The following is a 26,256-nucleotide window of genomic DNA, read 5'->3' as shown; positions in this document are numbered from 1 at the left end:
AAAGCACATCAATCCCTGCCCTTGGAAACGCCTGCGCCCGGCTCAGGACCGCCACCTGGTTCAGGGAGCGACGGCTGCTGCGAGGGCGTGGAATCGGACTGCGGTGCGCCGTCTCCCATAGTTCTGCCACCTGCCTCGGGCCTTGGCACATCCCTGGCATCCTTGCCGTTTTTCGCATCCTTGGCATTCTTTTCCTTCTTATCTGTATGCTTCTCGTCCTTCGCAGATTTTTCGTCCTTAATCTCGCTGGCACTTCCTGCGGTATATGAAACACCGTCAAAGTTCTTTGCAGGTGTGCCCGCGACAACCTTTTGCATGAATGCCTTCCACATTTCTGCTGGTGCCATGCCGCCTGACATCACGCCCATCGACGTGTTGTCGTCGTTGCCGATCCACACGCCAGCCACGAGATCGGGCGTGTAGCCGACGAACCACGCATCGTGATAGTTGTCCGTCGTACCAGTCTTGCCTGCGGCAGGACGTCCGATATTCGCACGCGTTCCCGTACCATGCTGCACGACATCCTGCAGCATGCTCGTCAACGCCGCTGCACTGCTTTCCTTGATGACGCTCTTTTGCTTAAGCTCCGCCTGTTCAAGAACCTTGCCGTTGCGGTCGAGAATCTTAATGATGGCGACAGGCTCGACGTGTATGCCCTTGTTTGCAAACGTCCCGTAAGCGCTCGTCAGTTCCAGAGGCGTCACGCCCTTCGTGAGTCCGCCGAGCGCTGTCGAGAAGTTCTTGTCGTTGCGCTCACCGTCAAGCACAAGAGTCGTTATGCCCATCTCCTGCGCATAGTAAATCGGCTTTTCTATGCCGAGCTTCTGTGCAATCTTGACCGTAGGCACGTTGAGCGAGTAGCGCGCCACCGTGCGCAGTGTCACCTTGCCGCTGTAATTGCCGCTATAATTCTTCGGCGACCAGCCACCGATCTTGATCGGGCTGTCGTCAATGATAGTATCGGGAGAATAATTCGCCTCAAGCGCCGCTGCAAAGACGAAGGGCTTGAACGACGAGCCTGGCTGACGCTCCGCCATCGTCGCGCGATTGAACTGATCCGTGCCTCGGCCGCCGACCATCGCCTTGATGTAGCCCGTGTGCGGATCGATGGCGACGAGCGCCATCTGCGGCTGCTGCACTCCATTGCCATCCGTGCGCTGTACGGCCACGGTATGCGCGGCCTCTTCCGCTGCCTTCTGCATCGTCATGTCGATCGTCGTGTAGATCTTCAAGCCTTCCTTATAGATGGCATCGGCGCCGTATCGATCAATGACCTTCTGCGTGATATAGTCGATGAAGTACGCGCCCGTCGTATCCTTCGCCTGTGTCTTATTGGCAAGCGTCGGCTTCTCTTCCGTCGTCTTGCGCGCCGTCGCATGGTTGATGTAGCCGTACTTTTCCATCTGATCGAGCACGACTTCCTTGCGTTCCTGTGCGGCGTTGAAGTTGTTAAACGGCGAATAGTAGTTGGGACTCTTCGGTATGCCCGCAAGCATCGCACATTCATTGAGATCAAGATCCTCGACGTTCTTGCCGAAGTACGTCTTCGCCGCCGCCTGCACGCCATAAGCGCCCTGTCCGAAGTAGATCTGGTTCAGATAAAGCTCCAAGATCTCCTGCTTCGTATACTGGCGCTCGATCTGCAGGGCAAGGAACACTTCCTGTACCTTGCGCTTGAGCGTCCGATCCTGCGTCAGGTAAGCATTTTTGGCGAGCTGCTGCGTGATCGTCGAACCGCCCTCGGAGATCGTCCTGCCCGTGACGTTGGCATAGACGGCGCGCAGAATGCCGCGCGGGTCGACGCCCATGTGCTCATAGAAGCGGTTGTCCTCGACTGCGACGAAAGCATTCTGCAGATTTTTCGGAATCTGCGCGAGCTTTACCGGCTCACGGTTCTCTGTTGCATGAACATTGGCGATTTCGTTGCCGTTGATGTCATAGATATGAGACGACGCCGGCGGACGGATGTCCTCAACGAGATTTTCTTTCGTATTCATGCTCGCCGTCAAAAAGCCGCAGCCGATGCCGACGAGCATGACGAAAACAAGGATGAGGAAACCCACGAGAGCGCGCACAATATTGCCGCCGCGGCTTTTCTTCTTCGGCGGCGGCTTCGGATTCGACTTCGGTGCCAGACGTCTCTGCAGTTGCTGCCGTGAGGCGCGCGTCGCATCGGTACGTTTTTCCATGAAGAAGCTCCTCCTGATCTATTCAACGATATGCTTTTCATTATACTGCAACGAAAGTGGCAGAGCAAGACATTATTGCCCGCTCTTCCATCACTGCAAATCGACGAGCGTCGCGCCCGTACCGCCCTCGCTGATGTCGGCGAAGTTGAAGCGGGCGACGCTCTTGTGATGCTTGAGATAATCGTGGATGCCCTTTCTGAGTGCTCCCGTCCCCTTGCCGTGGATGATGAGCACCTGGCCGAGTCCGCCGACGACGGCATCGTCGAGGAACTTACCGAGCACTTGCTCCGCCTCGTCGACCATGAGTCCACGCACATCGATCTCACGATGCAGGTTCGCCGTCTTCTGCAGAAGCGCACCCGCCCCCTTCGTGCGGCTGCTTCCTTTCGCGGCGGACTGCTCCTTCCTCGCACGTTCGACAAAGCGGCAGTCTCCCGCCTTGACATACGTCTTGAGATTGCCGAGCTGCACCCCGATATTTGCGCCCTGAATCTTGAGCACCGTCGCCTTTTGGTCGAGCTTTCGCACATAGACGACATCGCCGACAGCGAGCTTCTGCATGTCAATCTTCTCTTTGTACGCCTTGCCGGGGAGGAGTCCCGTGCGCGAACGCTCCGCCGCTTCCTGCAGTTTCTCCCGCGCCTCTTGCATGGCGCGGCGGCGGCTCTCTATGCCGAGGTCATCGAACTGCGCCTTGAGGCTCTTGATGATCTCCTCCGCCTCACGTCGCGTGCGTCGCACGAGATTTGCGCTCTCCTGCCTCGCCTTCTTGAGCATCTGCTCCTTCTTCTCGCGAATCTCATCCTTCAGCGCCTGCGTCTTTTCCTCAAGCTTCGCCACGCGCTGCTGCCTTTCCATGATGTCGGCGTTCCTCTGCTCGTACATGAGCTTTTCGCTTTCGAGCTGGTTCACGACCTTCTCGAATTGTGCATGATCGGCCTTGATGAATTGCTGTGCACGCAGGATTGCCGCCTCCGAAAGGCCGAGGCGGCGGCTGATAGCAAAGGCGTTGCTTGCGCCCGGCATCCCCGTCAGCAGACGGTACGTCGGGCGCAGCGTCTCGACATCGAATTCCACACAGGCATTTTCGATGCCCTCGCGCGTAAAAGCGAACGTCTTCAGCTCCGAGTAATGCGTCGTCACGATCGTCGAGGCGCCGCGTGCGAGGAACTGCTCAAGGATCGCCATGGCGAGAGCCGCCCCTTCCTCGGGGTCGGTTCCCGCGCCGATCTCATCGAGCAGCAGGAGATCCGTGCCCTCGACACATTCCAAGAGTTTGACCAAATGCGACATGTGCGCGGAAAATGTGCTGAGGCTCTGCTCTATGCTCTGCTCGTCGCCGATGACCGTATAGACATTCGTATATACAGAAATCTCAGATCCTGCGGCGGCAGGGATGTAGCAGCCCGACTGTACCATGAGCGCAAAGAGGCCGATCGTCTTCAGGCTGACCGTCTTGCCGCCCGTATTTGGTCCTGTGATAAGCAGCATGCGATACGATTCTCCAAGCGCGATGTCAATGGGCACGACCTTTGCCGCATCGATCAGCGGATGACGCGCGGCGACGAGCTTCGTCCTTCCCTCGCGATTGATCGCAGGGCGCGTCGCCTGCATATCGGCTGCAAGCTTCGCCCGCGCGAAGATGAAGTCAAGAGAGGCGAGTATGGCACAATTCCCTTCGAGAACACTGCCGTTCTTGCCGACCTCCTGCGAGAGAAGGCGCAGGAGGCGCTGCACCTCGGTCTTCTCTGCGAGCGCAAGCTGCTTGAGATCGTTGTTGAGATCGACGAGAGCCATCGGTTCGATGAAAAGCGTCGCGCCGCTCGCCGACTGGTCGTGGACGATGCCTGGAAAGCTCTGGCGATACTCCTGTTTGATCGGTATGACATTTCGCTCCGCACGCTGTGTGATGATGGCGTCCTGAAAGAATTTCTGATACTCCGTGCGGTGCAGGATGGCTTCCATCTGCTCCTTCGCCCTGCGTCTGCCTGAGCGCAATTCACGCCGTATACGCGAAAGCTCGACGCTCGCGTCGTCGAGCAAATTGCCGTGCTCGTCGACGCTGTTTTCCAGCCTGCGTTCCAACTGCCCGAGAATCTCGATGCCCTTTGCCTGCTCCTTGATGAGCGGCAAGTCCATCTCCACTTCTTTGAAGAAGCGCTTGACGGCTCGCATCGCGCGCATCGTGCTCAGAAGATCGGTAAAATCGCCGAGGTCGAGCACGGCGCCGCGCTCGGCCTTTGCCAGAGACTCGCGGATGTCGAAGACTCCGCCCATGGGCGGCGAGGAAAAAGCCGAGAGGCGAACCGCCTCCTCCGTCTCGCGCAGAAGCTCCTCTACCTCAGCAAAATCGCCCGACGGAAGGACGGCTCGTGCCTTCTCCTTGCCGAGGACGGAGCCTGCCTTCGCTTCCAGCATCGCGCGAATCTTGTCGTACTCAAGCGTGTCGAGTGTTTCCTTTTCCATACATAACCTTTCTCTTTTACTGCACGCCGCGGAAATAATGGCCGCGCGTCACATCCTTGCCCTCAAGCTCCTTCAGATATTCCTCCTGCTCCTTGATGAGCGTGCCTGAAAAACGGCTCCATTCCTTGTAAAGGCGCACGCGTCTTCCCAGTTCCGCCGCTTCCATGAAGCGCCCGTCGATGCGTAAAAAAGAGATGCCGCGCGGCGCAAACTCCATCGCATGAAGCAGCATCGAAAGGCGCTTGCCGTTGAGGACGTGCATGTGGCATGACTGGTCGAATACGAGCGGAAATTTCATGTCCTTCCTGTCCAGCAAGGCGTAGCGCGTCTTTCCCTTGCAGCACGGCATCGAACACGAGCCTGACGCTGCATCGCCGAGAAAACTGCCCAAGGCGCAGTATTCAGATACCATGAGTTCAAGATTTCCCTCGACGATGCACTCGACGGGAAAAGGCGCACGCGCGGCAAGCACCCCCGCCTGTTCCAGCGTAAGCTCGGGCGAAAGAACGGCGCGGCTCGCTCCCATTTCTGCAAGCTCCGCAAGCGCCCGGCAGTTGATGACGGGAAGCGACGCATCGGCATAAAACTTCAGCCCCGCCTCGCGCACGACGCGGAGCGTGCCAAAGTTGTGGACACTGACGGCGTCGGGGGAAAGGCTCACGAAACCCTCGACGAGTTTTTTCCATGCCGCCATATCGCGGCGCAGCACGAGGCGCGGCGTGTTGAACACGATGGCGCATCCTGCGCCGCGTGCGAGCTGCGCCGCCTCCGCGTAGTCGCGCAGGAGAATCGCACGATGATGGTAGGAATCGCCGCCGAAGACGATCTCGTCGGCACCTGAGCGCAGCGCCTCGCGCACGCCGGCGAGCGTGTCCGTCGCCGCCGCGATCCGCGCATCAACCCTGCCTCTGGCGCGGGCAGGCGCTTCTTCGTAGCGGAATGCCGGCAGGGCAGCGCGGCGATAGTGCGCCATGCGCTCTTCCTGCAAGGCAGCGAACGCCCTGCGCCGCGCCTCGTTGATCTCGCTGACGGGAACCATCACGCCATCCTCAATATCGAGGGAGACCTCCCCTAAGGAAAAGATCGTCGTACCGATGCGACTCAGCTGCTTTTCAACAGTCGCTGCATCCAACGGTCGCTTCTTTGCAGATTCCGCATGAAACTCCGTCTTTGCCTGCGCTCTAAAGCCGTCCCGGTCACGCAACTTGATGGAAAGAGGCTCGCCGAGGCGCACGCAAACATGCGCCGCCACGGGCACGCGCCGCACGGGAGCGCCCGCGCGGAAAAAGCCGCGCGCCTTCTCCATGAGATGTGCGTCGAACACCTTGAATACGCGGTCGTGCGGCTTCACGGGCGCATCGAGAGGCAATGTGACCTCCTCGCCCGCCTTCGCCGTAGGACAGGAGCGACCCTTCTTGTCGCGGAGATCCGTCACCGTCGCCGTCTTCCTGCCGCCGACCTTGACCCAGAAATCCAGTTGATCTCCCTCGGCCAGATCGCCCGAGAGCTTCAGCTTCACGCGCCCCGCCGTCCTGTCATTTTCCAAGACGCGTCCGACAAGAAGGCCGCGATTGTTCGGCCGGGAATCGCTCATCATCGTGCGCCCCGGACGCTCCTTTAGGTAGGCCGTCGTGAAATCGCGGTTGAAGATCTGCGCGAGCGCCTTTTCATCCTCTGCCGCGCTCGGCAGTCCCCTGCCTGCCTCGACGGCGTCGATGGCGCGGCGATAGGCGTCGACGACGACAGCGACGTACTCGGGACGCTTCATGCGCCCTTCGATCTTCAGCGAAGCGATGCCGCTCTCCAAGAGTTCCGGCAAAAGCTCAATGGTTTTCAAATCCTTGGGCGAGAGCAGGAACTGCCCCGCATCCTTGCCGAGAACATCCGCGCCCGTCTCATCTACAAGCGTATAGGGCAGACGACACGGCTGCGCACAGCGACCGCGATTGCCGCTCCTGCCGCCGATCATGCTGCTCATCAGACACTGCCCCGAGTAGCAGACGCAAAGCGCCCCATGCACGAAAGTCTCAATCTCCACCTGACAGTGCGCCGTGATATAGCGGATATCCTCCAACGAAAGCTCGCGCGAGAGCACGACTCGCTCAAAGCCCATCTCCTGAAGAAGGAGCACGCCTTCCAGATTGTGCACGGTCATCTGCGTGCTCGCATGCAGCGGCAGACTGGGCGCCGCCTGACGCGCGAGCCGATAAACGCCGAGATCCTGCACGAGCGCGGCGTCCGCACCCGCCTCATAGAGGAAGCGCAGGTAGCGGGAGAGTGCCGCCATCTCCTCATCGCGTACGATGGTGTTGACCGTCACATGCACGCGCACATCACGGCTGTGGGCGAAGGCGATCGCCTCGCGCAGTCCATCTTCGTCGAAGTTATCCGCATAGGCGCGTGCACCGAACATATTGCCTGCCAGATAGACGGCGTCAGCGCCGCTTTCCACAGCGGCCGTCAACGCCTCCCTGCTCCCTGCAGGAGCCAATAATTCAATCAATTTTTTCCTCCGTATGCAAGGCTTCGTCAATCTCCTCAGCACGTTCTGCGCCATCTTCTGTCAGCGCTTCCGACGATTCTTCTTCCTCGGTCTGAGCATCCCCATCGGCGGCGAGCAATTCAAGCTGCACGTCTCCTTCTTCCGCCACCTCTTCCAAGGCCGGCAAAGCAGGCAGGTCGCTCAGTGCATTGAGTCCGAAGCACTTGAGAAAGACATCCGTCGTGCCGTAGAGGATCGGCCGTCCTAGAACAGGCTTCCTGCCTACTTCTTCGATCAGCTCCATCTCCAGGAGCTTCTGCAGCGCTCGCTCGACGCGCACACCGCGGATGTGCTCGATTTCCTGCTTCGTGATCGGCTGCTTGAAGGCGACGATCGAGAGCGTCTCCAAGGTCGGCGTCGTGAGTTTTCTGTCCTGCACCTCTGCAAGCTTCTGCACATAGGCATGACACTCGGGGCGTGTGACAAGCTGAAAGCCTCCCGCGACACGATGCAACATGAGACCGCTCCCACGCTCCTCCAACGTCTTCGCATAAAGCGCCAAAAGCTCGGCTAGGCTCTCCTCGTCAACCTGCAGGATCTCCTTGAGCTGCATTGCCGTCACTGGCTCGCCGCGCACAAAAAGCAGCGCCTCCAAAGGCGCCTGCATTTCTTCCATAAACATCAGTGATCACTCGTCCTTAGGCAAACAAGAATATCGCCAAAAAGATCGCCCTGGCGAATCACGACGGAATGGAGCTTGATCAGCTCCAACAGCGCAAGAAAGGAAACGATGAGTTCCGCACGCGTGCCTGACGGGAATGCGGCGGCAAACGGCATCTGCCCACCCTCGCGGTCAAGGAGCACGAGGATGTCCTCCATCTTTCCCTGTATGCTGTAGGCGTCGGGCGCTACAAGCGCCTTCGGAATCGTGATCTCCTCTCGCACCTCCATGGCGATGCGGAAGGCGTCGACGAGCAGGGCAACGGACATTTCCTCAGGCGGCAAACGGCGCACGGGAAGCGGCAGCGGCTTGCGCGCAAACACCCTCTCCTGCAGCGCGGCAAGACCGTCGAGTTCCACGCTGACGCGGCGGAAGCGGCGGTACTCCAAGATGCGCTCCACAAGTTCCCTGCGCGGATCTTCCTCTTCTTCCTCCTCCTTTTCTTTCGGCGGCTTCGGCAGCATCATGCGCGACTTGATCTGCAGAAGCGTCGCCGCCATGACGATGAATTCGCTCGCAACCTCGATATCAAACTCCTGCATCTCTGCAAGGTAGTTCATATACTGTTCGGTCAGAACCGCCATCGGGATATCGTAGATGTCGATCTTATTCTTCTCGATGAGATGCATGAGGAGATCCATCGGCCCTTCAAAAGCATTGAGCCGTACCGTATACTTGTCCATGAGAGCGAATCAGATGAGCAGACCGACGACCGCCGCGAGCGTGGAGTAGATCGCCCAGGAGACGGCTCCCAAGAGGCGCGCGAACGGCCCGACCATGATCAGCAGGATGAGAATGATGAATGTGTAGCGTTCCAGACGCATGAGTTCATACGCCCAGCGCCCCGGCAAGAATGCCATGAGTACGCGTGAACCGTCAAGAGGTGGCAGCGGTATCATATTGAACACAGCGAAGTTGACGTTGATCAGCGCGAGAAGCTGCATGACCGTATAAAAGCCCTGCGATACAGGCAGACCGAGGCGCGCGTAGACAGCAAAAAAAAGCATGGCCAGAAATGCTATGACAAGGTTGGATGCCGGCCCTGCCAGAGCCACGAGGACTTCGCCCTTGCGCATGTCGCGAAAATTCCTCGGATTTATCATCACGGGCTTCGCCCAGCCGAAATGAACGAGGAACAGCGTCAAAAGCCCGATGGGATCGATGTGCGCCTTGGGATTGAGCGTGAGTCTGCCCATGAGGCGCGGCGTCATGTCGCCCATGGCAACGGCGACGCGTGCGTGGGAATACTCGTGCACGACCATGGCAATCAAAATTCCCGGGATACCCGCGATGAACCACATCAAATCAGAACCAAACATATTCCGCCTCCCATCAGTGTTTCGCTTTGCCGAGCGCCGTCATGAGAATTGCTGTCACGGACTTCGCATCGAAGATCTCGCCGGTTTTGACGCGCTCTACGGCCTCTTCGAGCGGCATCTTGACGACGTGGATAAACTCATCGTCGTCCGTATGCTGCTCGCCCGCCTGCAAATCGTGCGCGGCGTAGATATGGATATACTCATTGGAAAACCCGACGGTCGTGCCGATCGTCGTGAGCTTTGCCCAATGCTTTGCCGTGTATCCCGTCTCCTCCGAAAGTTCGCGCACGGCGCACGCGAGCGGATCTTCCTTCGGAGAGTCGAGCTTGCCCGCTGGGATCTCAAGCGTGACGCGGTCGACGGGATAGCGGTACTGGCGCACGAGCAGCACCGTACCGTCCTCGAACACGGGCAGGACGGCGGAAGCGCCGGGATGCCTAACCCACTCGCGCACGGCTTCCCTACCGTTCGGCAACGTCACCGTATCGCGCCGAACATGGAGCAGGACGCCGTCGTAGATGTTTTCACTCCGGAGCTTTTTCTCCAACAAATCTTCGTACATATTTTCCCCTTTATTTCGAGAAACTGCGGCTGATTTCAGCGCGTTTAATTCTAGCATTATCCACCATTTCCCGCGCATTGTCAAGCGCAGCCGCCGTGATGTCGCTGCCCGACGCCATGCGTGCGATCTCGTTGATGCGCTCGCCCTCGGCGAGGAGCTGCACTTCCGTCAGCGTGCGCCCCTCCTGCGTCTCCTTGTGGATGTAAAGATGCGCGTCCGCCATGCAGGCGATCTGCGGCAGATGCGTGATGCAGAGGACTTGCCTGTGCAAAGCGACCATGGCGATGCGTTCGGCGACCATGCGCGCCGTCTTGCCGCCAATGCCCGTGTCGATCTCGTCAAATACCATGCTCGGCGGCGAATCATCATTCGCGGCCGAAACAGCCTTGACGGCGAGAGCCACGCGCGAAAGCTCGCCGCCCGAGGCGACGTCCTGCAGCGGCTGCTCCTTCTCGCCCGCATTCGCCGAGAAGAGCATGACGATGTCGTCCGCTCCCGTTGCACTGTAGTCTGCTGCACGGAGCGCGATGGAAAAGTGCGCCTTCTCCATGCCGAGAGCCTTGATCTGCTCGCCGACGTGCGCAGAGAGCGCCTTGGCAGCGGCGGAGCGCAGTTTCGTGAGCTTCTGCGCCTCCTCTTTCAGCGTGTCCGCGGCGTTTTTAAGAGCCGCCTTCAGGTCTTCCAAATCGACATCGTAGTTCTCGATGCGCTGCAGTTCCGCCTTGACCTTCGCCAGATGGGCGAGCACGTCCGTCGTTGTCGCACCATACTTGCGGCACAATTTATCGATGACGCTCATGCGGCTTTCCAACGAGTCGAGCCGATGCGGATCAAACTCCATGTCGGAGCCGTAGTCGCGAATCTCATACGACGCTTCCTGCAAGTCGCAATAGGCGTTCTCCACCATCTTGCAGGCATTGTCCAACTCATTGCCGAAGCGCGAGAGTGATTCGAGGTTCTTCTTGACCTTGCTCAGAGCCGCGAGGACGTTCAGCGCCTTGCCTCCCACATCGCCGTTCAAGAGCGCGTAGGATTCTTCGACGAAGCCTGAGATCTTTTCGGCGTTCGAGAGCTTCTTGATCTCCGCCTCGATGCGCTCGTCCTCGCCCTCCTTCAAATCGGCCTCCTCGATTTCCTTTTCCTGCCAATGCAGGAGATCGAGGCGTTCCGTCGTGTTCTTCGCTTCCTCCTCCTTCGCCCTGAGCTGCTTCTTGCAGTCGTTCCAAGCGGCGAAGCTTTTCTGATAGACATCGCGCTGCTTTTCAATGGCGGCATCCGAAGTGTCGAGGAGGAGAAGCTGGTTTTCGGGGCGCAGCAGCGCAAGATTGTCGTGCTGCCCGTGAATGTCGACGAGATAGGCGCCAAGCTCTTTTAGCAGCGCGAGCGTCACACGGCAGCCGTTCAGGAGGACGGAATTCTTCCCCTTGTGCGAGACTTGGCGCGTGATGATGAGCTCGTCATCCTCCACAGGAATCGCCTGCTCCTCAAGGAGACTCTTCAATGCAGTCTGCGCTTCCAGATCGAAAACCGCCTCGACGCGCAGCCATTCGCAGCCGCTTCGTATGGCGGTCGCCGCGAGACGCTTGCCCAGCACCGCGCCCAAGGCGTCGATGAGGATGGACTTGCCCGCGCCCGTCTCACCCGTCAGGATGTTCAGCCCCGCACCAAATTCGATTTTCACATGCTCCAAAAGGGCAAAATTCCAAACCGTCAATGTCTTTAACATGATGTTCCTCTCACTGAGCGAAGAATTTCTCCATGCGCCGCACGACCTCGGGCGCCGCCTCCCGAGGCTTGACGACGACGAGGATGCTGTCGTCGCCCGCCACCGTGCCGACGATCTCCTGCCAAGGCGTATGATCGAGGACGGCGGCGACGGCATTGGCAGCGCCGGGCAGAGTCTTGACGACGATGATGTTCTCACTGTAATCGAGAGAAACGACAGAATCGTAAAAGAGGCGTGCCATGCGCTCCTTGGAAAGCACGGCTCCCTTTTCTTTCGGCAGCGCATAGCGATAGCGGCCATTCCCCGCCGGCACCTTGACGAGCATCATCGTCTTGATGTCACGCGACACGGTCGCCTGCGTCACGTCGATCTGACGCGCACGCAGCGCCGCTGCCAATTCCTCCTGCGTTTCGATGGCAGTGTTTTCGATGATTTCACGAATGACCGCGTGACGCTTGACCTTCATGCTCTTCCCCCGTTCTCTCGAAAGCGCGCTTTCCCTCAGGCATTGTCCAGAAGTTTTTCCTTCATCGTGCGGTAATAATCCTTGTCGCCGAATTTCACAATGCGTGCGGGATTTTTCGCCTTGCGCACGATCACCTCATCCTCATCGGCAATCTGAAACGACTTCTGTCCATCGAAGGTAACGAAAATATCGGAATGTCCAGCCTTGATGCGCATGCGCACCGTATCGTCCTCGGAAATCACCATAGAACGGATGTCGAAGGTATGCGGGCAAATCGGCGTGAGGACAAGCGCCTTGACGTGTGGATTGACGATCGGCCCGCCCGCCGAAAGGGAATACGCCGTCGAGCCTGTCGCTGTAGAGACGATCAGTCCGTCCGCCTTGTAGTTCGCGATGCGCGTATCGTTGATGGAAAGTCCGAAGCGCAGCATACGCGCAAGCCCGCCCTTCGTCACCACGATGTCGTTGACCGCGCTTCCCTTGTAGCTTTTCTTGCCATGATGGACGACGTAGCCCGAGAGCATGAGCCTTTCCTCGATGTGGTACTCCTTATCGAGGATCTTCTGCAGCTTCGTCTCTATCTCATCCAGTTCGATATCGATGAGGAAGCCGACCGTGCCGAAGTTGATGCCGCAGACGGGAACGGTCTGCTCGTAGACGCGGCGGCAAACATTCAGAAGCGTGCCGTCACCGCCGATGCTCAGCGCCATGTCGATCGGATGACGGTTGATGTTCTCGATGCCGTACTCCTCGTGCCCTAAGAGTCTCGCCTCCTTCGCTGGAAGCAGCACGCACACCCTCTTATCGGCAAAGAAAGCAAGCACGCGATCGAGGATCGCACGAATATTCGCCTTCGTCACATTGGGAAAAACCGCTATGGTAAACATCAAATCCCTGCCTACTTGTCCAATTCCGTATGCGCCTCTGCTACGACGGCGACGATTTCCTCTTGTGAAACACCCGACGCGGCAGACTCTTCTCCTGTGCAAACGAGGTGCATAAGGTACTCGATATTGCCCTCCGGCCCCTTGACAGGAGAATAAGAGAGCGCTCGGATGCAAAATCCCGCTTCCTGCGCGGCACGAAAGACGTCCCGGATTACGATCTCATGCACATGCGGATCGCGCACGACACCCTTCTTGCCGACATTTTCGCGTCCCGCCTCGAACTGCGGCTTGATCAGAGCCGCGACTTCGCCCTGCGGTTTCAGCAAGGAGCGCACTGCCGGCAGCACCTTCGCGAGCGATATGAAGGCAACATCGATGGATGCAAAATCGACGAGCTCACCGAGCGCCTCTGGCGTCACATGGCGGATGTTCGTGCGCTCCATGTTCTTCACGCGTGCGTCCGTGCGAAGTTTCCACGCGAGCTGACCGTAACCGACGTCGATGGCGTAGACCTTCGTCGCGCCGTTCTGCAGGGCGCAGTCCGAAAAGCCGCCCGTCGATGCGCCGATGTCCGCCATCGTCTTTCCCGCAAGCGAAATGGAAAAGGCTCTGAGAGCCTTTTCCAGCTTCAACCCGCCGCGGCTCACATAGGGCATCTCCTCGCCTAAAAGTCGAAGCTCAGCCTCGGGTTTCACGCCCGTCCCCGCCTTTTCGACCTTCTTGCCGTCGACGAGCACCCTGCCTTCCATGATCATCGTGCGCGCGCGCTCGCGGCTCGCGGCAAGGCCGCGCTCGACGAGCAGAACGTCAAGCCGCTCCTTCGCCATCGCGTGCTCCCTTCCATGCCGTGAGGATGCTTCTTGCCATCTGCTCAGGCTGGAGCCCTGCCATTTCCAGAAGCTCCTGCGGCTTGCCCTGCTCGATGAATGCATCTCCGATGCCAAAGCGCACGACGGGCACGAGAAGACCTGCGTCTGCCAAGGCTTCGAGCACGGCGCTGCCGAAGCCGCCGGCGAGTGCATTCTCTTCCATCGTCACGAGCATTTTCTTCTCATGCGCCATGCGATGCAGCAATTCTTCGTCCAGGGGCTTTACGGTGCGCATGTTGACGACGGCGGCAGAAAGCCCCTCCTCTTTCAGAAGGTTCGCCGTCTTTTGCGCCGCATCGACCATGCTGCCGACAGCGAGGATTGCGATTTCTCCCTCCTCCTCCAAGACTTCCGCCGCAAGACTCTCCAACGGAGTGAACGGTTCTTCCAACGCCGCGCCGAGCCCCTCGCCGCGCGGGTAGCGCAGAGCTACCGGGCCTTCTAGGGAAAGCGCCGTCTTGAGCATGCGTCCAAGCTCGTTCTCATCCTTGGGCGCGAGCACCTTCATATTCGGCAGGTGGCGCAGATACGAGTAGTCGAAGACGCCGTGATGCGTCGCGCCGTCCTCTCCGACGAAGCCTGCGCGGTCAAGCGCGAAGACGACGTGCAGGTTCTGCAGACAGACGTCGTGCAAGATCTGGTCGTAGGCACGCTGGGCGAACGTCGAATAGAGCGCGAGCACGGGCTTCCTGCCCGCCGCTGCAAGGCCTGCAGCAAACGTCGTCGCATGCTGCTCAGCAATGCCCACATCGAAGAAGCGCGTCGGGTACTTCTCGCTAAAAGCGCGCAGACCCGTGCCGTCGGGCATCGCCGCCGTGATGGCGACGACATCCGCATCCTCTTCGGCGGCTTCCAGCAAAGCCTTGCCGAAGACACTCGTGTATGTCGGCTTCGCGCCCGCCTTCTTCAGCGTCGTGCCGTCGGCGACGTCGAATCTGCCGATGCCGTGGAACTTGTCCGGCGCCTTCTCTGCCGGCGCATATCCCTTGCCCTTGCACGTCTCCACGTGAATGAGCAGGGGGCCCTTTAGCTGTTTCGCCTGCTCGAACACATTGAGCAGAAGGGCGATGTTGTGCCCGTCCAAGGGGCCGATGTAGTGAAAGCCCATGTCGGTGAAGAGGCCGCCCGGCACGAGCGCTGAGCGTACGCCGTCCTTGATGTGCTCGGCCGTCCGGTAGACGCGCTCGCCGATGTGAGGGATGCTCTTGAGAAAGTTCTTGATATCCTGTTTTGCACGATGGTAGCCCGGTGCGACGCGGAAGCGCGACAGATACTCGGACATCGCGCCGACATTCGGCGCGATGGACATGCCATTGTCGTTCAGAATCACGATGATGTCCTTGCCCAGTGTCCCCGCATTGTTCAGTCCCTCGAACGCCTCGCCGCCCGTCAGTGCGCCGTCGCCGATGACGGCGGCGATGCGGTACTGCTCACCCGCGATATCACGCGCCGCCGCCATGCCGAGGGCGGCCGAGATCGACGTGCTCGAATGACCTGTGCCGAAAGCGTCATAGACGGACTCCTCGCGCTTGGGGAAGCCCGTGATGCCGCCTTTCTGGCGAAGACCGGCGAATGCCTCGCGCCTGCCCGTCAGAATCTTGTGCGCATACGCCTGATGACCGACGTCCCAGACGATCTTGTCCTCCGGACAGTCGAACGCCCTGTGCAGGGCGAGCGTAAGCTCCACCGTACCAAGGCTCGGGGCGAGATGACCGCCCGTTTTGGAAACTGTGTCGATGATATAGCGGCGCAGTTCTCTCGCCAGCTGCGAAAGCTCATCGAGCGTGCAGCTTTTCAGCGCGTGCGGTTCGTTTATGCGTTCCAACAGCTGTCCCATATCCATCCGCCTCACTTTTTCCGTCTGAGCAGAAACAGCGCCAAATCCCGCAGGAAGGCGGCGCGTTCGCCAAAGATGTCGAGTGCCGCCACGGCCTCATTTACTGCATCCTCAGCCAATTTCTTCGCCTCTTCCAGGGAGGTCAGCGTCACATACGTCGCCTTCTCGTTGCGAACGTCACTGCCCACAGGCTTGCCGATCGCCGCCTCGTCTCCCGTGACGTCGAGGATGTCATCCGTGATCTGAAAGGCCAGCCCAAAGCGCTCAGCATAAAGTGTCAGCGCGGCGAGTTCCTCCTCCTTCGCGCCCGCCAGAATCGCGCCCGAGCGTATGGCGGCGCAAAACAGTGCGCCCGTCTTGCCCATGTGAATCTTTCGAAGGGCTGCCAGATCGAGACGCCTGCCCTCGCCCTCAAGGTCGAGAACCTGTCCGCCGACCATGCCGTAAGGGCCGGCCGCGCGGCTCATCTCGGAGACGACGGTGACGAGGGTTTCAGGGGCAGCGCCCTCTTGGCGCAGCATGACCTCGAAGGCGAGCGTCAACAGAGCGTCGCCCGCGAGCACCGCAATTCCATCGCCAAAAACCTTGTGGTTCGTGGGCTTGCCGCGTCGATAGTCGTCGTTGTCCATCGCGGGCAGATCGTCGTGAATCAAGGAATACGTATGAATCATCTCAATGGCGCATCCCGTCGTCAAGAAGGCCGCGCCATCCTTGCCGACGGCATCTGCCGCCGCCATCAGGAGCACGGGGCGCAGGCGTTTGCCGCCCGCCATGAGGCTGTATTCCATCGCCTTTTCCAGCGTCTCATCATACGCGGGCACTTTCTTCAACTCGCGCAGAAGCCCCTCTTCCACCAAGTCGGCACGCTTTTTCCATTCCGCCTTAAAATTCACGTGCATCCCCCTCAATCTCCAAGCGAAACTCCTCGACTGCGCCGCCCTTTTCCTTGAGCACGACATCCATCGCCTTTTCCGCACGATCGAGCGAAGTCATGCAGAACTTCGCAAGCTCCACGCCCTTCGCATAATTGTCCATGAGCTGTTCCAAGCTCAAATCGCCGCTTTCCATCGCCTGCACGAGTTCTTCCAGCTCCGCGAGCGCTTGCTCAAAGGACGGCGTCTTCTTTCTCGGCATCATAAACCTCCTTCTCGCAAACCTCCGACGACGGCGTCAAAGCTGCCGTCGGCAAGGCGCACGAGGATCCCATCTCCAGCGACAAGCTCCTTTACACTGCGCACGGTCGCACCATCTTTCTCCACAACGCTGTAGCCGCGCCGTATGACGTGCAGCGGATTGAGCATCTCGAGCTTTTCCGCTGCGACCTGAAAGGCATGCTGCTTTTCCAGCAGGGCGCGGCGCATCCCGCGGTCGAGCGCTTCTGCCGCCATGTCGAGCCTTTGACGACGCTCGGCTAGGAGCGCCTGCGGCGGACGCTTCAGGAAGAAGCCGCCCAGACGCTCCACGCGCTCGCGCTCGTAGTAAAGACGGCTCTTCACCGCCTTTTGGAGACGCATCTCGCATTCGCCAATGCGTCGAATGAGCGCCGCTGTCTCGGGCACGGCGAGTTCCGCCGCCTGCGACGGCGTCGCCGCACGCACATCACTCGCATAGTCGGAAAGAGTCGTATCCGTCTCATGACCGACGGCAGAAATGACGGGAATCACGGAGTCATAGATCGCACGCACGACAGGCTCCTCATTGAAAGCCCACAAATCTTCCGCCGATCCGCCGCCTCTGCCGACGATCAAAAGGTCGACGGGGTACTTCTCATTGAAGAAGCGGATGGCGGCAGCAATCTCAGCCGCCGCGCCCTCGCCCTGCACGAGCGTCGGATAAAGAACCAAGCGAACATTCGCATCACGCCGTTTGGAAACGCGGTAAATGTCGCGCAGCACTGCGCCCGAAAGGGACGTCACGATACCGATCGTGCGAGGAAACGGCGGCAGAGGCTTCTTGTGTTCCTCATTGAAAAGCCCCTCGGCGGCAAGACGAGCCTTCAGCTGCTCGAAGGCGACGCTCAGTTCGCCCGCCCCCACGGGCAGAAGGCGCTCGACATAGAGCTGATAGGCGCCGTCGCGCTCGTAGACGGAAACCTCGCCCGTGGCGACGACTTTCATGCCGTTTTCCGGCTGAAAACGCAGCAGCCGCGCACGGCTCTTGAACATTACGCCCTTCAGAGACGCCGTCTCATCCTTCAGCGTGAAATAGCAATGTCCCGAAGCGTACATCTTGTAATTGGACAGCTCACCCTCGACGGAAACATTGCGCAGCAATCCTTCCGACTGGAACATGCTCTTGATGTACTGCGTGAGCGCAGATACGCTGTGAACCGTCAAACCGCCGCCTCCTTCCGAAGTCGTCATAAGGAAAGGGGCTGTCGCGCAAAAGGCAACAGCCCGAGGATCACCTTGCCAGTCCGCCCAAGATCCCGTTGACGTAGCGACTGGAATCATCCGTGCCAAATTTCTTCGCCAGCTCGACCGCTTCGTTGATGGCGATGCCGACATCTACCTTCTCCGCACCGTACTTCATCTCGTAGAGCGCGATGCGGACGATGTTGCGGTCGACGCCTGTCATGCGGTCGAGCTTCCAATCATGCGTGGACGCGGCGATCTCCTCATCGATGGCGGCGAGATGCTCGCGCGTACCGCGCACGAGGGAAGCTGCATAGCTATAATCCCGCTTCGTCTCAACGGGCATTTCCTCAACCGCCGCATCGAGCGCCCACATCTGGCACGCCTCTTCGGAAGCCACCTCCGACGGCGGATTGAGCTCCAGTTGGAACAACGTCTGAAGCGCCGCCTCGCGCGCCTGTCTACGACTCATAAAACAAAACCTTTTCCTTTCCTGTCGCTCAAAAGACAAAGCAACGAGCTGCTTCCGCATCCAGTCTCATTCCCTGAAGCGATGCCGCCGATAACGCTGCCGATAGGGAAACATCTCATCAAAAAAATCTTCCACATCGCGCAGACGAATATCATGATCGATGCGAACGCCAACGAGCAGCCCGACAAGGCAGCAGAAGAGCACGAAGAACGTCTGCCAGAAGCCGAAGATAAGTACAGCGAGACCAAAAAGCGCCCCGAAAAACACGCCGCCGATCTTGCCGCGATGCGGCAGGAGCGCGGGCGCGTGCGCTTCAAAAAAAGCCTTGAACGGGCATGTCTTTTCCTCACCCATCTGCCTTCCCTCCTGTCAAACGACGCGCTTCTTCTTCGTCAGCGGCGCATTGGAAATATCTTCGACGACAATGTCCAGCGAAAACTCATCGACACCCATCGTTTCCTGCATAGCGCGGCGGACTTCCGTGCGAATATCATCGGAAACAGCGGCGGCATTCGCCTCCTTGCCTATGACGATAGCGAGGCGAAGGGAGAGCTGCGCCCCGTCCTTCGCGGCCTTCTTCGCGACGGAAACCTTCACCTGGAGACTCCGGACGCCCGAAACGGCCTGCACCGTCTGCTCCACGAGATTGTGGACGGCGCCGAGCGAGACGCCGACATCGCCCACCTTGCCATGGAGCACGAGGAATTCGCCGCCCTCCCGTTTATCTGAGCCACCCGAAAAGCTGCAGCCGATCAGATGTATGCTTAGAAGAAATACAAGGACGCCTCCCGCAACCAGCTGCCATTGCTGCGCTCCCATCAGGTAGCGATACTCGTTGAGCAGGATCGGTTCGGGCACGATCTGCAAGGCAAGAGCCACGATTCCCAGCGAAAGACACGCGACGGCGAGCGCGTAAAGGAACAAAAGAAAGCGGTTGATGATCCCCATGAACTTTCCTCTCCTCCTCAGTGGACGCGCGCGTCCTCTTCCTCTGTTTCCTCAGCGAAACTCACACCCTGCACATGGACGTTGACTTCGACGACGGTCAGCCCCGTCATGTTCTCGATCGCCTTCTTGACGTTTTCCTGCACAGCAATAGCTACATCGGGAACGCGCGCGCCGTACTTCACGATCATGTAGAGATCGACCGCCGTCTCCTTCTCGCCAACCTCGACCTTCACACCCTTCGTGAAACTCTTCTTGCCGAGCATTTCGGCGATGCCGCCGGCGATGCCGCCGCTCATGCCCGCGACGCCGTCAATCTCCGTCGCGGCGAGTCCCGCGATGATGCCCACGACCTCGTCGGCGATGCGGATCGAACCGATCGCACCCTTCTTGCTCATGCTGACTTCCTCTGCCATGGAAAATTCCTCCTTCAAAACACATTGCACGCCGCCCTGTCGGGCGGCAGATGCAGAAAACACATCGTATGCCGCCTTATCAACATCAGATGCGAAAGAAAATCAGGCGCGTTCGATGTAATTGCCCGTACGCGTGTCGATGCGCAGGACATCGCCCTCATTGACGAAGAGTGGCACGCGCACGACGTAGCCCGTCTCGACTGTCGCCATCTTTGTCGCGCCCGTCGCCGTATTGCCCTTGACGCTCGGCTCACACTCCGTGACCTTGAGATTGACAGACGTCGGCAGCGTGATGCCAATGATGCGATCCTTGAATGTCTGCAAATTAACTTCCATATTTTCCTGCAGGTAGTTCAGGGCGTCGCCGAGCTGATCCTTGCTCAGTTCCGTCTGCTCGTAGTTCTCCGTATCCATGAACGTATACATGCCGTCGGCTTCATAGAGGTACTGCATCTTGCGCGTATCGAGGCGCGCCGCAGGCATCTTTTCGTTCGGGTTGAACGTACGCTCGACGACGGCTCCCGTCTCGACGTTCTTGATCTTCGTGCGCACGAACGCCGCACCCTTGCCCGGCTTCACATGCTGAAACTCGACAACCTGCCAAACGCCGCCGTCAATCTCGATCGTGAGACCTGTACGAAAATCTGTGCTTGAAATCATTTGTAGCCCTCCAGTAACCTATCCTTGCGTTATCTCAATCAGGTGCTTTGCCGCCTTCGTCAGCGGCACGCCGCCCCGCTCCTCCAGGAGCACCGTATCCTCGATGCGCAGTCCTCCCCAGCCCGGCAGATAGACGCCCGGCTCCACCGTGACGACCATACCTTCCGCGAGATGCTCCGCCCTGCTCTTCGGCGACAGGCGAGGCTCCTCGTGAATCTCCAGACCGACGCTGTGACCGAGTCCATGACCGAAGTTCTCGCCATAGCCCTCCTGCGTGAGGAAATCGCGCACGATTCGGTCAGCCTCCTTGCCCGAGATGCCGACATAGAGACTCTTTACACCGAGGATCTGCGCCTCAAGCACCGTGTGGTAAAGTTCCCTGTGCTTTTCGGACGCTTCGCCCAAGACGACGGTGCGCGTGATATCGGAATGATACCCTTGGTAAACAGCACCATAGTCCATTGTAACAAATTCGCCCGCAACAAGCAACTTTTCTGATGCAGTTCCATGCGGCAGGCTGCCGCGCACGCCCGATGCCACGATCGTCGTGAAGGCGGGACGTTCCGATCCATGCTCGCGCATGAACGCCTCCAGATGCGCGGCAACCGCACGCTCCGAGATACCGGGGCGCAGGAATTGCAGCACGTCGTCAAACGCGCGGTCGCTGATCTCCACGGCTTTTCTCAGGCAGGCAATCTCCTCGGCGTCCTTGACCTCGCGCAGCGGCTCAAGCGCGAGGCTGATGAAATTCTCCTCCTGCCAGGCGGGCAAGAGCTTCCGAAACGCTTGGAACGTATCAAAGGAGACATCCCTTCCCTCGAAGCCCAGCGAGCGGCAGCCAAGCTCCTGCACCGCCTTCGCCGCTTGCTGCCAAAGCCCCGCCTTCTGCTCGATGACCTCGAAAGCAGTTTCTGCCTTCGCCTGCTCCATATAGCGAAAATCCGTGAGCAGCAGTTCGCGCTCCGCCGTGATGAGGAGAAGCGAATCGTCGCCCGTAAAGCCGCTGAAGTAGCGCAGGTTCACGACCTTGCTCACGAGCATCGCCTCGACGCCCTTCTCCTTCATGAGGGTGCGCAGACGCTCTACGCGCTTTTCCGTGCTCATCGCCTCGCCCCCTTCTCCTTCGCTTCGAGCTTCATCAAAGCGATTTCGAGCGCCCCCAGATAGCTCTCCGCACCGAATCCCGCAACCTGTCCCATGACGACGGACGCGATCACCGACGTATGGCGGAACTCCTCGCGCCGATGGATGTTCGACAGATGAATCTCGATGACGGGCACGGAAACGGCAGCGATCGCATCGCGCAGAGCGATGCTGTAGTGCGTGAAAGCGGCGGCGTTCAGCAAGATGAAGTCCGCACTGCCCTCGGCATTCTGCACGGCATCGACGAGCGCCCCCTCATGATTCGACTGAAAGAACTCGATTGCCGCGCCCGCTTTTGCCGCACGCTCCCGCAGCACCTCGTTGATGTCCGCAAGCGTCGCAGCCCCGTAGATTTCCGGCTCACGCTTTCCGAGAAGATTGAGATTCGGACCGTTCAGCACTAAAATTTTCGACAAGATTTCTCCCCCCGTCGTTTCCATCTTTTTAATAGCGAATCACAAAGTCCTGCTCATCCGCCGTTTCCCGCGCCTCCGTGACAAGACCGCTGACACGGATGTAGCCGTTGCCCTGCCAAATCCTGTTCCAAAGCGCCTCGACAGCCTCGGCTTGACCCTGCACCTCCATCGTGACGGAACCGTCCTCCATGTTGCGCACCCAGCCGCAAAGGCCAAGCTCCAGCGCATTCTGCTGCACGAAGAAGCGAAAGCCGACGCCCTGCACGCGCCCCTCGGCTCTGGCAAAGAAGCGCACATTTTCCTTTTCCATCACATTCACCCTTTCTCCCTGCGGCGGCGCAGGATGGCATACTCCTCAACGGGCTGCTCCATGTGCATACGCACGATCTGCTGCGCGTGAGCTGCCGTCGAAATAGGCTCGCCCGCCTCATCCCTCATCTCTGCCATGCGCTGGCAGAACGTCTCGCGCGTGGGCTGGAACACTTCGATCTCCTGTCCGACCTTCATGTTGTTGCGCTGCTCGACCGTCGCCATGCGCGTCCTTTCATCGTAATGGCGCACGAGTCCGATGAAATCCGCCGTCTGCTCGTACGAAGCGCTCGCATAGATCTGGTCGCCCCCATCGGGCACATGATCGAAGAAGCCGCTCGTGTAGATGCGGTGCGATACCTTCTGCAGCTCTTCGAGCCAAGAATCGCGCAGATGGAACGTCCGCCCCTCATCATAGGCGGCGTCGATCGCCTCGCGGTAGACCTTTGTGACGCTCGCCGCATAGTGGACGCTCTTCATGCGCCCCTCGATCTTCAAGCTGTCGAGTCCCATGTCGCAAAGCTCAGGCAAAAAAGGCAAGAGGCACAAGTCCTTGGAATTCATGATGTAGGTGCCGCGCTCGTCCTCCTCAATGGGGAAAACCTCGCCGGGACGACTCTCCTCCACAAGCCCGTAGCGCCAGCGGCATGCCTGCGCACACGCGCCGCGATTCGCATCGCGCCCCGTGAGGTAGCTGCTCAGGAGGCAGCGCCCCGAATACGATATGCACATCGCGCCGTGCACGAACATCTCCAACTCAACCGTAGAATGCGCACGGATCGCGGCGATCTCGGCACGCGAGAGCTCGCGTGCAAGCACGACGCGCTCAGCGCCGAGTTTCTGCCAAGCGTCGACCGTTGCCCAATTCGTATTGTTCGCCTGCGTACTGATATGAAGCGGCACAGAGGGAGCAAACTCACGCGCAAGCGAGAAAACGCCAAGGTCGGAGACGAGCAGTCCGTCGACATGAATCTCAGCGAGGAAGGAAAGGTACGCCGGAAGCCTCTCCAAATCCGCATTGTGTGCGAAGATATTGAGCGTCACATAGACCTTTCTGCCAAGCGCATGGGCAAAACGCACGCCTTCTTCCATCTCCGCCTCGCTGAAGTTGCCGCCGAAAGCGCGCAGTCCGAAGCTCTTGCCGCCCAGATATACGGCATCCGCACCATAGATGAGCGCCATCTTGAGCTTCTCCAAGTTGCCCGCGGGAGAAAGAAGCTCCGGCTTTTTCATGCACCCATCGCCTGCGCGGCAAGACGGGGCACGATTTTCCGTCAAATTCATCTAGCGCACCTTCTGCACGATGGCGTCGTGCTCCTCGTATGTATGGGAATAATAGTTATGCCCCTCCCTGTCCGCGACGAAATAGAGGTAGTCTGTCTTCGCCGGCCAGAGCACAGCCTCGATGGACGCCGTGCCGGGATTGGCGACGGGGCCGGGCGGCAGGCCTCGGTGCTGGTAGGTGTTGTACGGCGAATCCATCTCCGTGTCCTTGAGCGTCACATCCTCCTTCGGTGCATCGAGCAGGTACTGCAGTGTCGCATCTGACTGCAGCGGCATACCGATGGCGAGCCGCTTCAAGAGAACCTGCGCGATGATTGCGCGGTCTTCCTCGTAGCGCGCCTCCTTCTCCACGAGCGAAGCGAGAATGATCAGCTCATAGATGCTCAAGTTTTCCTCCTTCGCACGCTCGCGCATCTTTCGCGTGAGCCGTTGGTCAAAATCGCGCGACATCATCGAGAGGATGCCGTCGACCGTGATGTCGCCGTCGACCTCATACGTATCGGGGAAAAGAAAACCCTCAGCATAGTAGCGCGCCTTATCGTTCTTTTCTATATAATCGTAGGGCGCATAATGCTTCGCCGCCTTCAGGAACTCCTCCTTCTTCACGATGCCCTTCGCATCGAGGCGCTTGGCGATGTCCTCGACGGTGAAGCCCTCGGGAATCGTAAAGCGCACCTGCACCGTCTGTCCTTCGACCAAGGCCTGCAGCACATCGCGCGGCTCCATGTTCGTATGGAGCGCATACGTGCCGACCTTGAAAGCGCCGTCCGCGCCGTTCATCTTCGCCGCCAGCCAGAACTTGAAGCGGCTGCGTATGACGCCGCGCTTTTCGAGCATTCCTGCCACATCATCGGCGCTCATGCCTGTGCGAACCGTGACATAGACGTCCCTCTGCTCCTCTGAGACAGGCGTCGCCGGCGAAAGAGCGTAAGAAAAGAGCCCGAGCAGCAAGAAAAAAAGAAGCGCAGGCGGCAAAATGTACTTTTTCATATATCCCGTCCAATCTTCCGGCGGAAAGCGGCGCAGTTCCTCGAAGGAAAGACTCTTCGCCCACGAAAGGAATATTTCCTGCACCCAAACCACGCAGACGAGGAAAAGCGCCAGAGCCTTGCCAAGATATGCCAAAGCCACAGTTCCGAGACTCTTTCCCGCTTGATCTTTCTCAGGTGAATCAGAAAGCATCCCCTTGAAGCGCTCGACCCATGGCGCAAGAAAATCCGGCAGCCGCAAAAAAACATCCCCTTCCATTCTATTTCCAATCCCATTATACGCAATACCCGTGAAAATTACAACAGGCATAGAAAAAGGGCTCTTTGTCAAGAGTTACGGTGAAATTTTTTTCAAAATAGTTTATGCGATTTTGGATCGGCGAGCTTGGCGGGCTTTGTTGTTCAGCAGGAATATGATGCGGCGACTTGATTTCCTGCGGTCATTTTGGCTTCCTCCTTGTTGACTGCTTTGATGGAATCCGTTACCATAGGTTCATAAGAGGCAGTTCCTCTCAGCTGTAGGTGGCTTTTGTCAGCAGGCTGGATTTGAAGGGAACTGTTTTTTTCATTGGCGGCTTCACGAGCCGCAGCGGCCTTGTATTCTTCTTCTTTTTGCAGTTTGAACTTGACAAGATCTTCTTCGGTCTTTATACTAGAACCAAAGAGGTCAAAGAACCTTTTACCCTCCATGGGCAATTGAAGCCTGGCGGACTGGTAAAAGTTCTTGGCCTTTCTTTTATTTACATACAGCGTGCTCCCTCCCATTACGTTATTGATATACCATACATGATCTGTACTTCTTGTCCTCCCGCTTCCATAACCGCGCCCATAGATCGATGTGATAATATGTGTTTTTCCCTGCCTTTTACGGCTTCCAAGTCCAAGGGAACAATTATATCCACCCCTTGATTATCCTTTAAGTCAAGAGCTAAAACTATGCGATTGGAGACGGTATGAGACTTGAAGATCATCATTGGCTCTGCCATCGCCGCAGGTATCTTTTTTAATATTTCTTCTGACATGTCCTTATGCTTTACTTGAATGTGTTCTAGGCACGAAATTATTGCTCCGAGGAATAATTTTTGATATAATGCGACGTAGTTAAAGCATCGACGAGCACATTCCCCACACCTCGCGCAGAGGTAGTGTGCTTGGCTTGATCGGTGCTTTTTCGTGTTGACAAACTCCTCTTCTTCGGCTATCTTATAGCTAAGGAAGCTGTTCGTTTGCTCTTCCAGGGGGAATTGGACCCCGGCGGATGTGAGAAACAGAGCAGCTTTTTCTTTATGCCTTCCCCGTTGACTTTTCCTATAAACTTTGCTATCGTAGCCTTGTAAAGGAGCGTTCCTCTCAGTTGCGGATAGCATTATCCGAGGGCTGAGATAGACGGGAACGCCTCTTTCATCAAAGCATCTAAGAATTGCCTCCGTCAGGGGAATCGCCCCTTTCCGATCGCACTCCTTGGATGCTTTTTATATGTCGGATGTTCCATTGACAAAAGCCCTTTCTGTCCTTATACTTTGCATTAAGAAGTCTGCTGTTTTCATCTGCCATGGGGAATTGGACCCCGGCGGGGGATGAAAACGGCAGCTTTTTATTATATCGATATTGACAAAATCCCTTTTCGTCTTTATACTTTGCATTAAGAGGTTTGCTGTTTTCGGCTGCCAGGGGGAATTGGACCCCGGCGGGAGCTGAAAACGGCAGCTTTTTATTGGTCGATATTGACAAAAGCCGCTTGTGT

27 protein-coding genes are annotated in these 26,256 nt (G+C 58.3%); all 27 read right to left on the bottom strand.

Annotation, left to right across the window (positions count from 1 at the left end; translation table 11 throughout):
* Positions 1 to 8: 8 nt before the first annotated feature.
* The 27 genes from OL236_RS04535 to OL236_RS04405 all read right to left on the bottom strand — a co-directional run bounded on the left by OL236_RS04535 (position 9) and on the right by OL236_RS04405 (position 25,879).
* Positions 9 to 2,189: a transglycosylase domain-containing protein gene (locus tag OL236_RS04535; protein ID WP_265071495.1), complete on the bottom strand. Its 2,181-nt coding sequence runs from the start codon at positions 2,187 to 2,189 to the stop codon at positions 9 to 11.
* Positions 2,190 to 2,279: 90 nt separating this feature from the next.
* On the bottom strand, positions 2,280 to 4,655 hold the full coding sequence (locus OL236_RS04530) for an endonuclease MutS2 (protein ID WP_265071494.1): 2,376 nt from the start codon (positions 4,653 to 4,655) through the stop codon (positions 2,280 to 2,282).
* 16 nt (positions 4,656 to 4,671) lie between these two features.
* Positions 4,672 to 7,158, bottom strand: a complete 2,487-nt coding sequence (locus tag OL236_RS04525; protein ID WP_265071493.1) for a DUF3656 domain-containing U32 family peptidase — start codon at positions 7,156 to 7,158, stop codon at positions 4,672 to 4,674.
* On the bottom strand, positions 7,151 to 7,819 hold the full coding sequence (gene scpB, locus OL236_RS04520) for an SMC-Scp complex subunit ScpB (protein ID WP_313972005.1): 669 nt from the start codon (positions 7,817 to 7,819) through the stop codon (positions 7,151 to 7,153). The genes OL236_RS04525 and scpB overlap by 8 nt, the downstream gene beginning before the upstream one ends.
* Complete coding sequence (locus OL236_RS04515) at positions 7,819 to 8,541, bottom strand: segregation and condensation protein A (RefSeq protein WP_009646043.1); 723 nt, start codon at positions 8,539 to 8,541, stop codon at positions 7,819 to 7,821. The genes scpB and OL236_RS04515 overlap by 1 nt, the downstream gene beginning before the upstream one ends.
* Positions 8,542 to 8,550: 9 nt before the next feature.
* Positions 8,551 to 9,177, bottom strand: a complete 627-nt coding sequence (locus tag OL236_RS04510) for a site-2 protease family protein (protein WP_009646086.1) — start codon at positions 9,175 to 9,177, stop codon at positions 8,551 to 8,553.
* 13 nt (positions 9,178 to 9,190) lie between these two features.
* Complete coding sequence (locus OL236_RS04505; protein ID WP_265071491.1) at positions 9,191 to 9,739, bottom strand: NUDIX domain-containing protein; 549 nt, start codon at positions 9,737 to 9,739, stop codon at positions 9,191 to 9,193.
* A 10-nt stretch (positions 9,740 to 9,749) separates the two neighbouring features.
* A complete protein-coding gene (gene recN / locus OL236_RS04500) occupies positions 9,750 to 11,465 on the bottom strand; it encodes a DNA repair protein RecN (protein ID WP_265071490.1) in 1,716 nt (571 codons plus the stop codon).
* Between the two features lie 10 nt (positions 11,466 to 11,475).
* Entirely contained in the window at positions 11,476 to 11,931 is a 456-nt protein-coding gene (gene argR, locus OL236_RS04495; RefSeq protein ID WP_009646025.1) for an arginine repressor, read from the bottom strand.
* Positions 11,932 to 11,966: 35 nt separating this feature from the next.
* Entirely contained in the window at positions 11,967 to 12,818 is an 852-nt protein-coding gene (locus tag OL236_RS04490) for an NAD(+)/NADH kinase (protein WP_009646014.1), read from the bottom strand.
* 11 nt (positions 12,819 to 12,829) lie between these two features.
* Positions 12,830 to 13,645, bottom strand: a complete 816-nt coding sequence (locus OL236_RS04485) for a TlyA family RNA methyltransferase (protein WP_265071489.1) — start codon at positions 13,643 to 13,645, stop codon at positions 12,830 to 12,832.
* Positions 13,626 to 15,524, bottom strand: coding sequence for a 1-deoxy-D-xylulose-5-phosphate synthase (gene dxs, locus OL236_RS04480; protein ID WP_265071488.1), 1,899 nt, complete (start codon positions 15,522 to 15,524; stop codon positions 13,626 to 13,628). Before dxs ends, OL236_RS04485 begins: the two co-directional genes overlap by 20 nt.
* Positions 15,525 to 15,535: 11 nt before the next feature.
* Positions 15,536 to 16,423: a polyprenyl synthetase family protein gene (locus OL236_RS04475; RefSeq protein ID WP_009646036.1), complete on the bottom strand. Its 888-nt coding sequence runs from the start codon at positions 16,421 to 16,423 to the stop codon at positions 15,536 to 15,538.
* Complete coding sequence (xseB, locus tag OL236_RS04470; protein WP_265071487.1) at positions 16,407 to 16,661, bottom strand: exodeoxyribonuclease VII small subunit; 255 nt, start codon at positions 16,659 to 16,661, stop codon at positions 16,407 to 16,409. The genes OL236_RS04475 and xseB overlap by 17 nt, the downstream gene beginning before the upstream one ends.
* Complete coding sequence (gene xseA / locus OL236_RS04465; protein ID WP_265071486.1) at positions 16,658 to 17,860, bottom strand: exodeoxyribonuclease VII large subunit; 1,203 nt, start codon at positions 17,858 to 17,860, stop codon at positions 16,658 to 16,660. The genes xseB and xseA overlap by 4 nt, the downstream gene beginning before the upstream one ends.
* 67 nt (positions 17,861 to 17,927) lie before the next feature.
* Positions 17,928 to 18,350: a transcription antitermination factor NusB gene (nusB, locus tag OL236_RS04460; RefSeq protein WP_265071485.1), complete on the bottom strand. Its 423-nt coding sequence runs from the start codon at positions 18,348 to 18,350 to the stop codon at positions 17,928 to 17,930.
* A 66-nt stretch (positions 18,351 to 18,416) separates the two neighbouring features.
* Positions 18,417 to 18,704: a DUF2273 domain-containing protein gene (locus OL236_RS04455; protein WP_265071484.1), complete on the bottom strand. Its 288-nt coding sequence runs from the start codon at positions 18,702 to 18,704 to the stop codon at positions 18,417 to 18,419.
* Positions 18,705 to 18,719: 15 nt separating this feature from the next.
* On the bottom strand, positions 18,720 to 19,298 hold the full coding sequence (amaP, locus tag OL236_RS04450) for an alkaline shock response membrane anchor protein AmaP (protein WP_265071483.1): 579 nt from the start codon (positions 19,296 to 19,298) through the stop codon (positions 18,720 to 18,722).
* Between the two features lie 17 nt (positions 19,299 to 19,315).
* Positions 19,316 to 19,711 carry an Asp23/Gls24 family envelope stress response protein gene (locus OL236_RS04445; protein ID WP_006192453.1) on the bottom strand — a complete coding sequence of 132 codons (396 nt, stop codon included), beginning with the start codon at positions 19,709 to 19,711 and terminating at the stop codon, positions 19,316 to 19,318.
* A gap of 102 nt (positions 19,712 to 19,813) precedes the next feature.
* The gene (gene efp, locus OL236_RS04440) at positions 19,814 to 20,371 is read right to left on the bottom strand and encodes an elongation factor P (RefSeq protein WP_006192454.1); all 558 of its coding nucleotides are present in this window, start codon (positions 20,369 to 20,371) and stop codon (positions 19,814 to 19,816) included.
* An 18-nt stretch (positions 20,372 to 20,389) separates the two neighbouring features.
* Positions 20,390 to 21,475, bottom strand: coding sequence for a M24 family metallopeptidase (locus tag OL236_RS04435; RefSeq protein WP_265071482.1), 1,086 nt, complete (start codon positions 21,473 to 21,475; stop codon positions 20,390 to 20,392).
* Positions 21,472 to 21,930, bottom strand: a complete 459-nt coding sequence (aroQ, locus tag OL236_RS04430) for a type II 3-dehydroquinate dehydratase (protein WP_265071481.1) — start codon at positions 21,928 to 21,930, stop codon at positions 21,472 to 21,474. Before aroQ ends, OL236_RS04435 begins: the two co-directional genes overlap by 4 nt.
* 28 nt (positions 21,931 to 21,958) lie before the next feature.
* A complete protein-coding gene (locus OL236_RS04425) occupies positions 21,959 to 22,240 on the bottom strand; it encodes an acylphosphatase (protein ID WP_265071480.1) in 282 nt (93 codons plus the stop codon).
* A 5-nt stretch (positions 22,241 to 22,245) separates the two neighbouring features.
* Complete coding sequence (locus tag OL236_RS04420; protein ID WP_413777390.1) at positions 22,246 to 23,472, bottom strand: peptidase U32 family protein; 1,227 nt, start codon at positions 23,470 to 23,472, stop codon at positions 22,246 to 22,248.
* A 51-nt stretch (positions 23,473 to 23,523) separates the two neighbouring features.
* Positions 23,524 to 24,771, bottom strand: a complete 1,248-nt coding sequence (mltG, locus tag OL236_RS04415; protein ID WP_265071478.1) for an endolytic transglycosylase MltG — start codon at positions 24,769 to 24,771, stop codon at positions 23,524 to 23,526.
* Between the two features lie 143 nt (positions 24,772 to 24,914).
* Positions 24,915 to 25,277 carry a hypothetical protein gene (locus OL236_RS04410; RefSeq protein WP_265071477.1) on the bottom strand — a complete coding sequence of 121 codons (363 nt, stop codon included), beginning with the start codon at positions 25,275 to 25,277 and terminating at the stop codon, positions 24,915 to 24,917.
* The gene (locus tag OL236_RS04405; RefSeq protein WP_265071476.1) at positions 25,277 to 25,879 is read right to left on the bottom strand and encodes a hypothetical protein; all 603 of its coding nucleotides are present in this window, start codon (positions 25,877 to 25,879) and stop codon (positions 25,277 to 25,279) included. Before OL236_RS04405 ends, OL236_RS04410 begins: the two co-directional genes overlap by 1 nt.
* Positions 25,880 to 26,256: the final 377 nt, after the last annotated feature.

The organism is Selenomonas sputigena, from assembly GCF_026015965.1.
Taxonomy (GTDB): domain Bacteria; phylum Bacillota; class Negativicutes; order Selenomonadales; family Selenomonadaceae; genus Selenomonas.
Note: the sequence above shows the minus strand (reverse complement) of the source record. Positions and strands in the feature narration are given on the sequence as shown.

Coding starts and splice junctions, on each gene's coding strand:
- OL236_RS04530 (WP_265071494.1), bottom strand. CDS start 4,655: ATGGAAAAGGAAACACTCGACACGCTTGAGTACGACAAGATTCGCGCG.
- OL236_RS04515 (WP_009646043.1), bottom strand. CDS start 8,541: ATGGACAAGTATACGGTACGGCTCAATGCTTTTGAAGGGCCGATGGAT.
- scpB (WP_313972005.1), bottom strand. CDS start 7,819: ATGTTTATGGAAGAAATGCAGGCGCCTTTGGAGGCGCTGCTTTTTGTG.
- OL236_RS04485 (WP_265071489.1), bottom strand. CDS start 13,645: ATGGCGAAGGAGCGGCTTGACGTTCTGCTCGTCGAGCGCGGCCTTGCC.
- OL236_RS04535 (WP_265071495.1), bottom strand. CDS start 2,189: ATGGAAAAACGTACCGATGCGACGCGCGCCTCACGGCAGCAACTGCAG.
- OL236_RS04455 (WP_265071484.1), bottom strand. CDS start 18,704: ATGGGTGAGGAAAAGACATGCCCGTTCAAGGCTTTTTTTGAAGCGCAC.
- OL236_RS04405 (WP_265071476.1), bottom strand. CDS start 25,879: ATGCTATCCGCAACTGAGAGGAACGCTCCTTTACAAGGCTACGATAGC.
- nusB (WP_265071485.1), bottom strand. CDS start 18,350: ATGAGTCGTAGACAGGCGCGCGAGGCGGCGCTTCAGACGTTGTTCCAA.
- argR (WP_009646025.1), bottom strand. CDS start 11,931: ATGAAGGTCAAGCGTCACGCGGTCATTCGTGAAATCATCGAAAACACT.
- recN (WP_265071490.1), bottom strand. CDS start 11,465: ATGTTAAAGACATTGACGGTTTGGAATTTTGCCCTTTTGGAGCATGTG.
- OL236_RS04410 (WP_265071477.1), bottom strand. CDS start 25,277: ATGGGAGGGAGCACGCTGTATGTAAATAAAAGAAAGGCCAAGAACTTT.
- OL236_RS04445 (WP_006192453.1), bottom strand. CDS start 19,711: ATGGCAGAGGAAGTCAGCATGAGCAAGAAGGGTGCGATCGGTTCGATC.
- OL236_RS04425 (WP_265071480.1), bottom strand. CDS start 22,240: ATGGAAAAGGAAAATGTGCGCTTCTTTGCCAGAGCCGAGGGGCGCGTG.
- xseB (WP_265071487.1), bottom strand. CDS start 16,661: ATGATGCCGAGAAAGAAGACGCCGTCCTTTGAGCAAGCGCTCGCGGAG.
- OL236_RS04505 (WP_265071491.1), bottom strand. CDS start 9,739: ATGTACGAAGATTTGTTGGAGAAAAAGCTCCGGAGTGAAAACATCTAC.
- dxs (WP_265071488.1), bottom strand. CDS start 15,524: ATGGGACAGCTGTTGGAACGCATAAACGAACCGCACGCGCTGAAAAGC.
- OL236_RS04475 (WP_009646036.1), bottom strand. CDS start 16,423: ATGCACGTGAATTTTAAGGCGGAATGGAAAAAGCGTGCCGACTTGGTG.
- amaP (WP_265071483.1), bottom strand. CDS start 19,298: ATGGGGATCATCAACCGCTTTCTTTTGTTCCTTTACGCGCTCGCCGTC.
- OL236_RS04420 (WP_413777390.1), bottom strand. CDS start 23,472: ATGAAAAAGCCGGAGCTTCTTTCTCCCGCGGGCAACTTGGAGAAGCTC.
- mltG (WP_265071478.1), bottom strand. CDS start 24,771: ATGGAAGGGGATGTTTTTTTGCGGCTGCCGGATTTTCTTGCGCCATGG.
- efp (WP_006192454.1), bottom strand. CDS start 20,371: ATGATTTCAAGCACAGATTTTCGTACAGGTCTCACGATCGAGATTGAC.
- OL236_RS04510 (WP_009646086.1), bottom strand. CDS start 9,177: ATGTTTGGTTCTGATTTGATGTGGTTCATCGCGGGTATCCCGGGAATT.
- OL236_RS04490 (WP_009646014.1), bottom strand. CDS start 12,818: ATGTTTACCATAGCGGTTTTTCCCAATGTGACGAAGGCGAATATTCGT.
- OL236_RS04435 (WP_265071482.1), bottom strand. CDS start 21,475: ATGAGCACGGAAAAGCGCGTAGAGCGTCTGCGCACCCTCATGAAGGAG.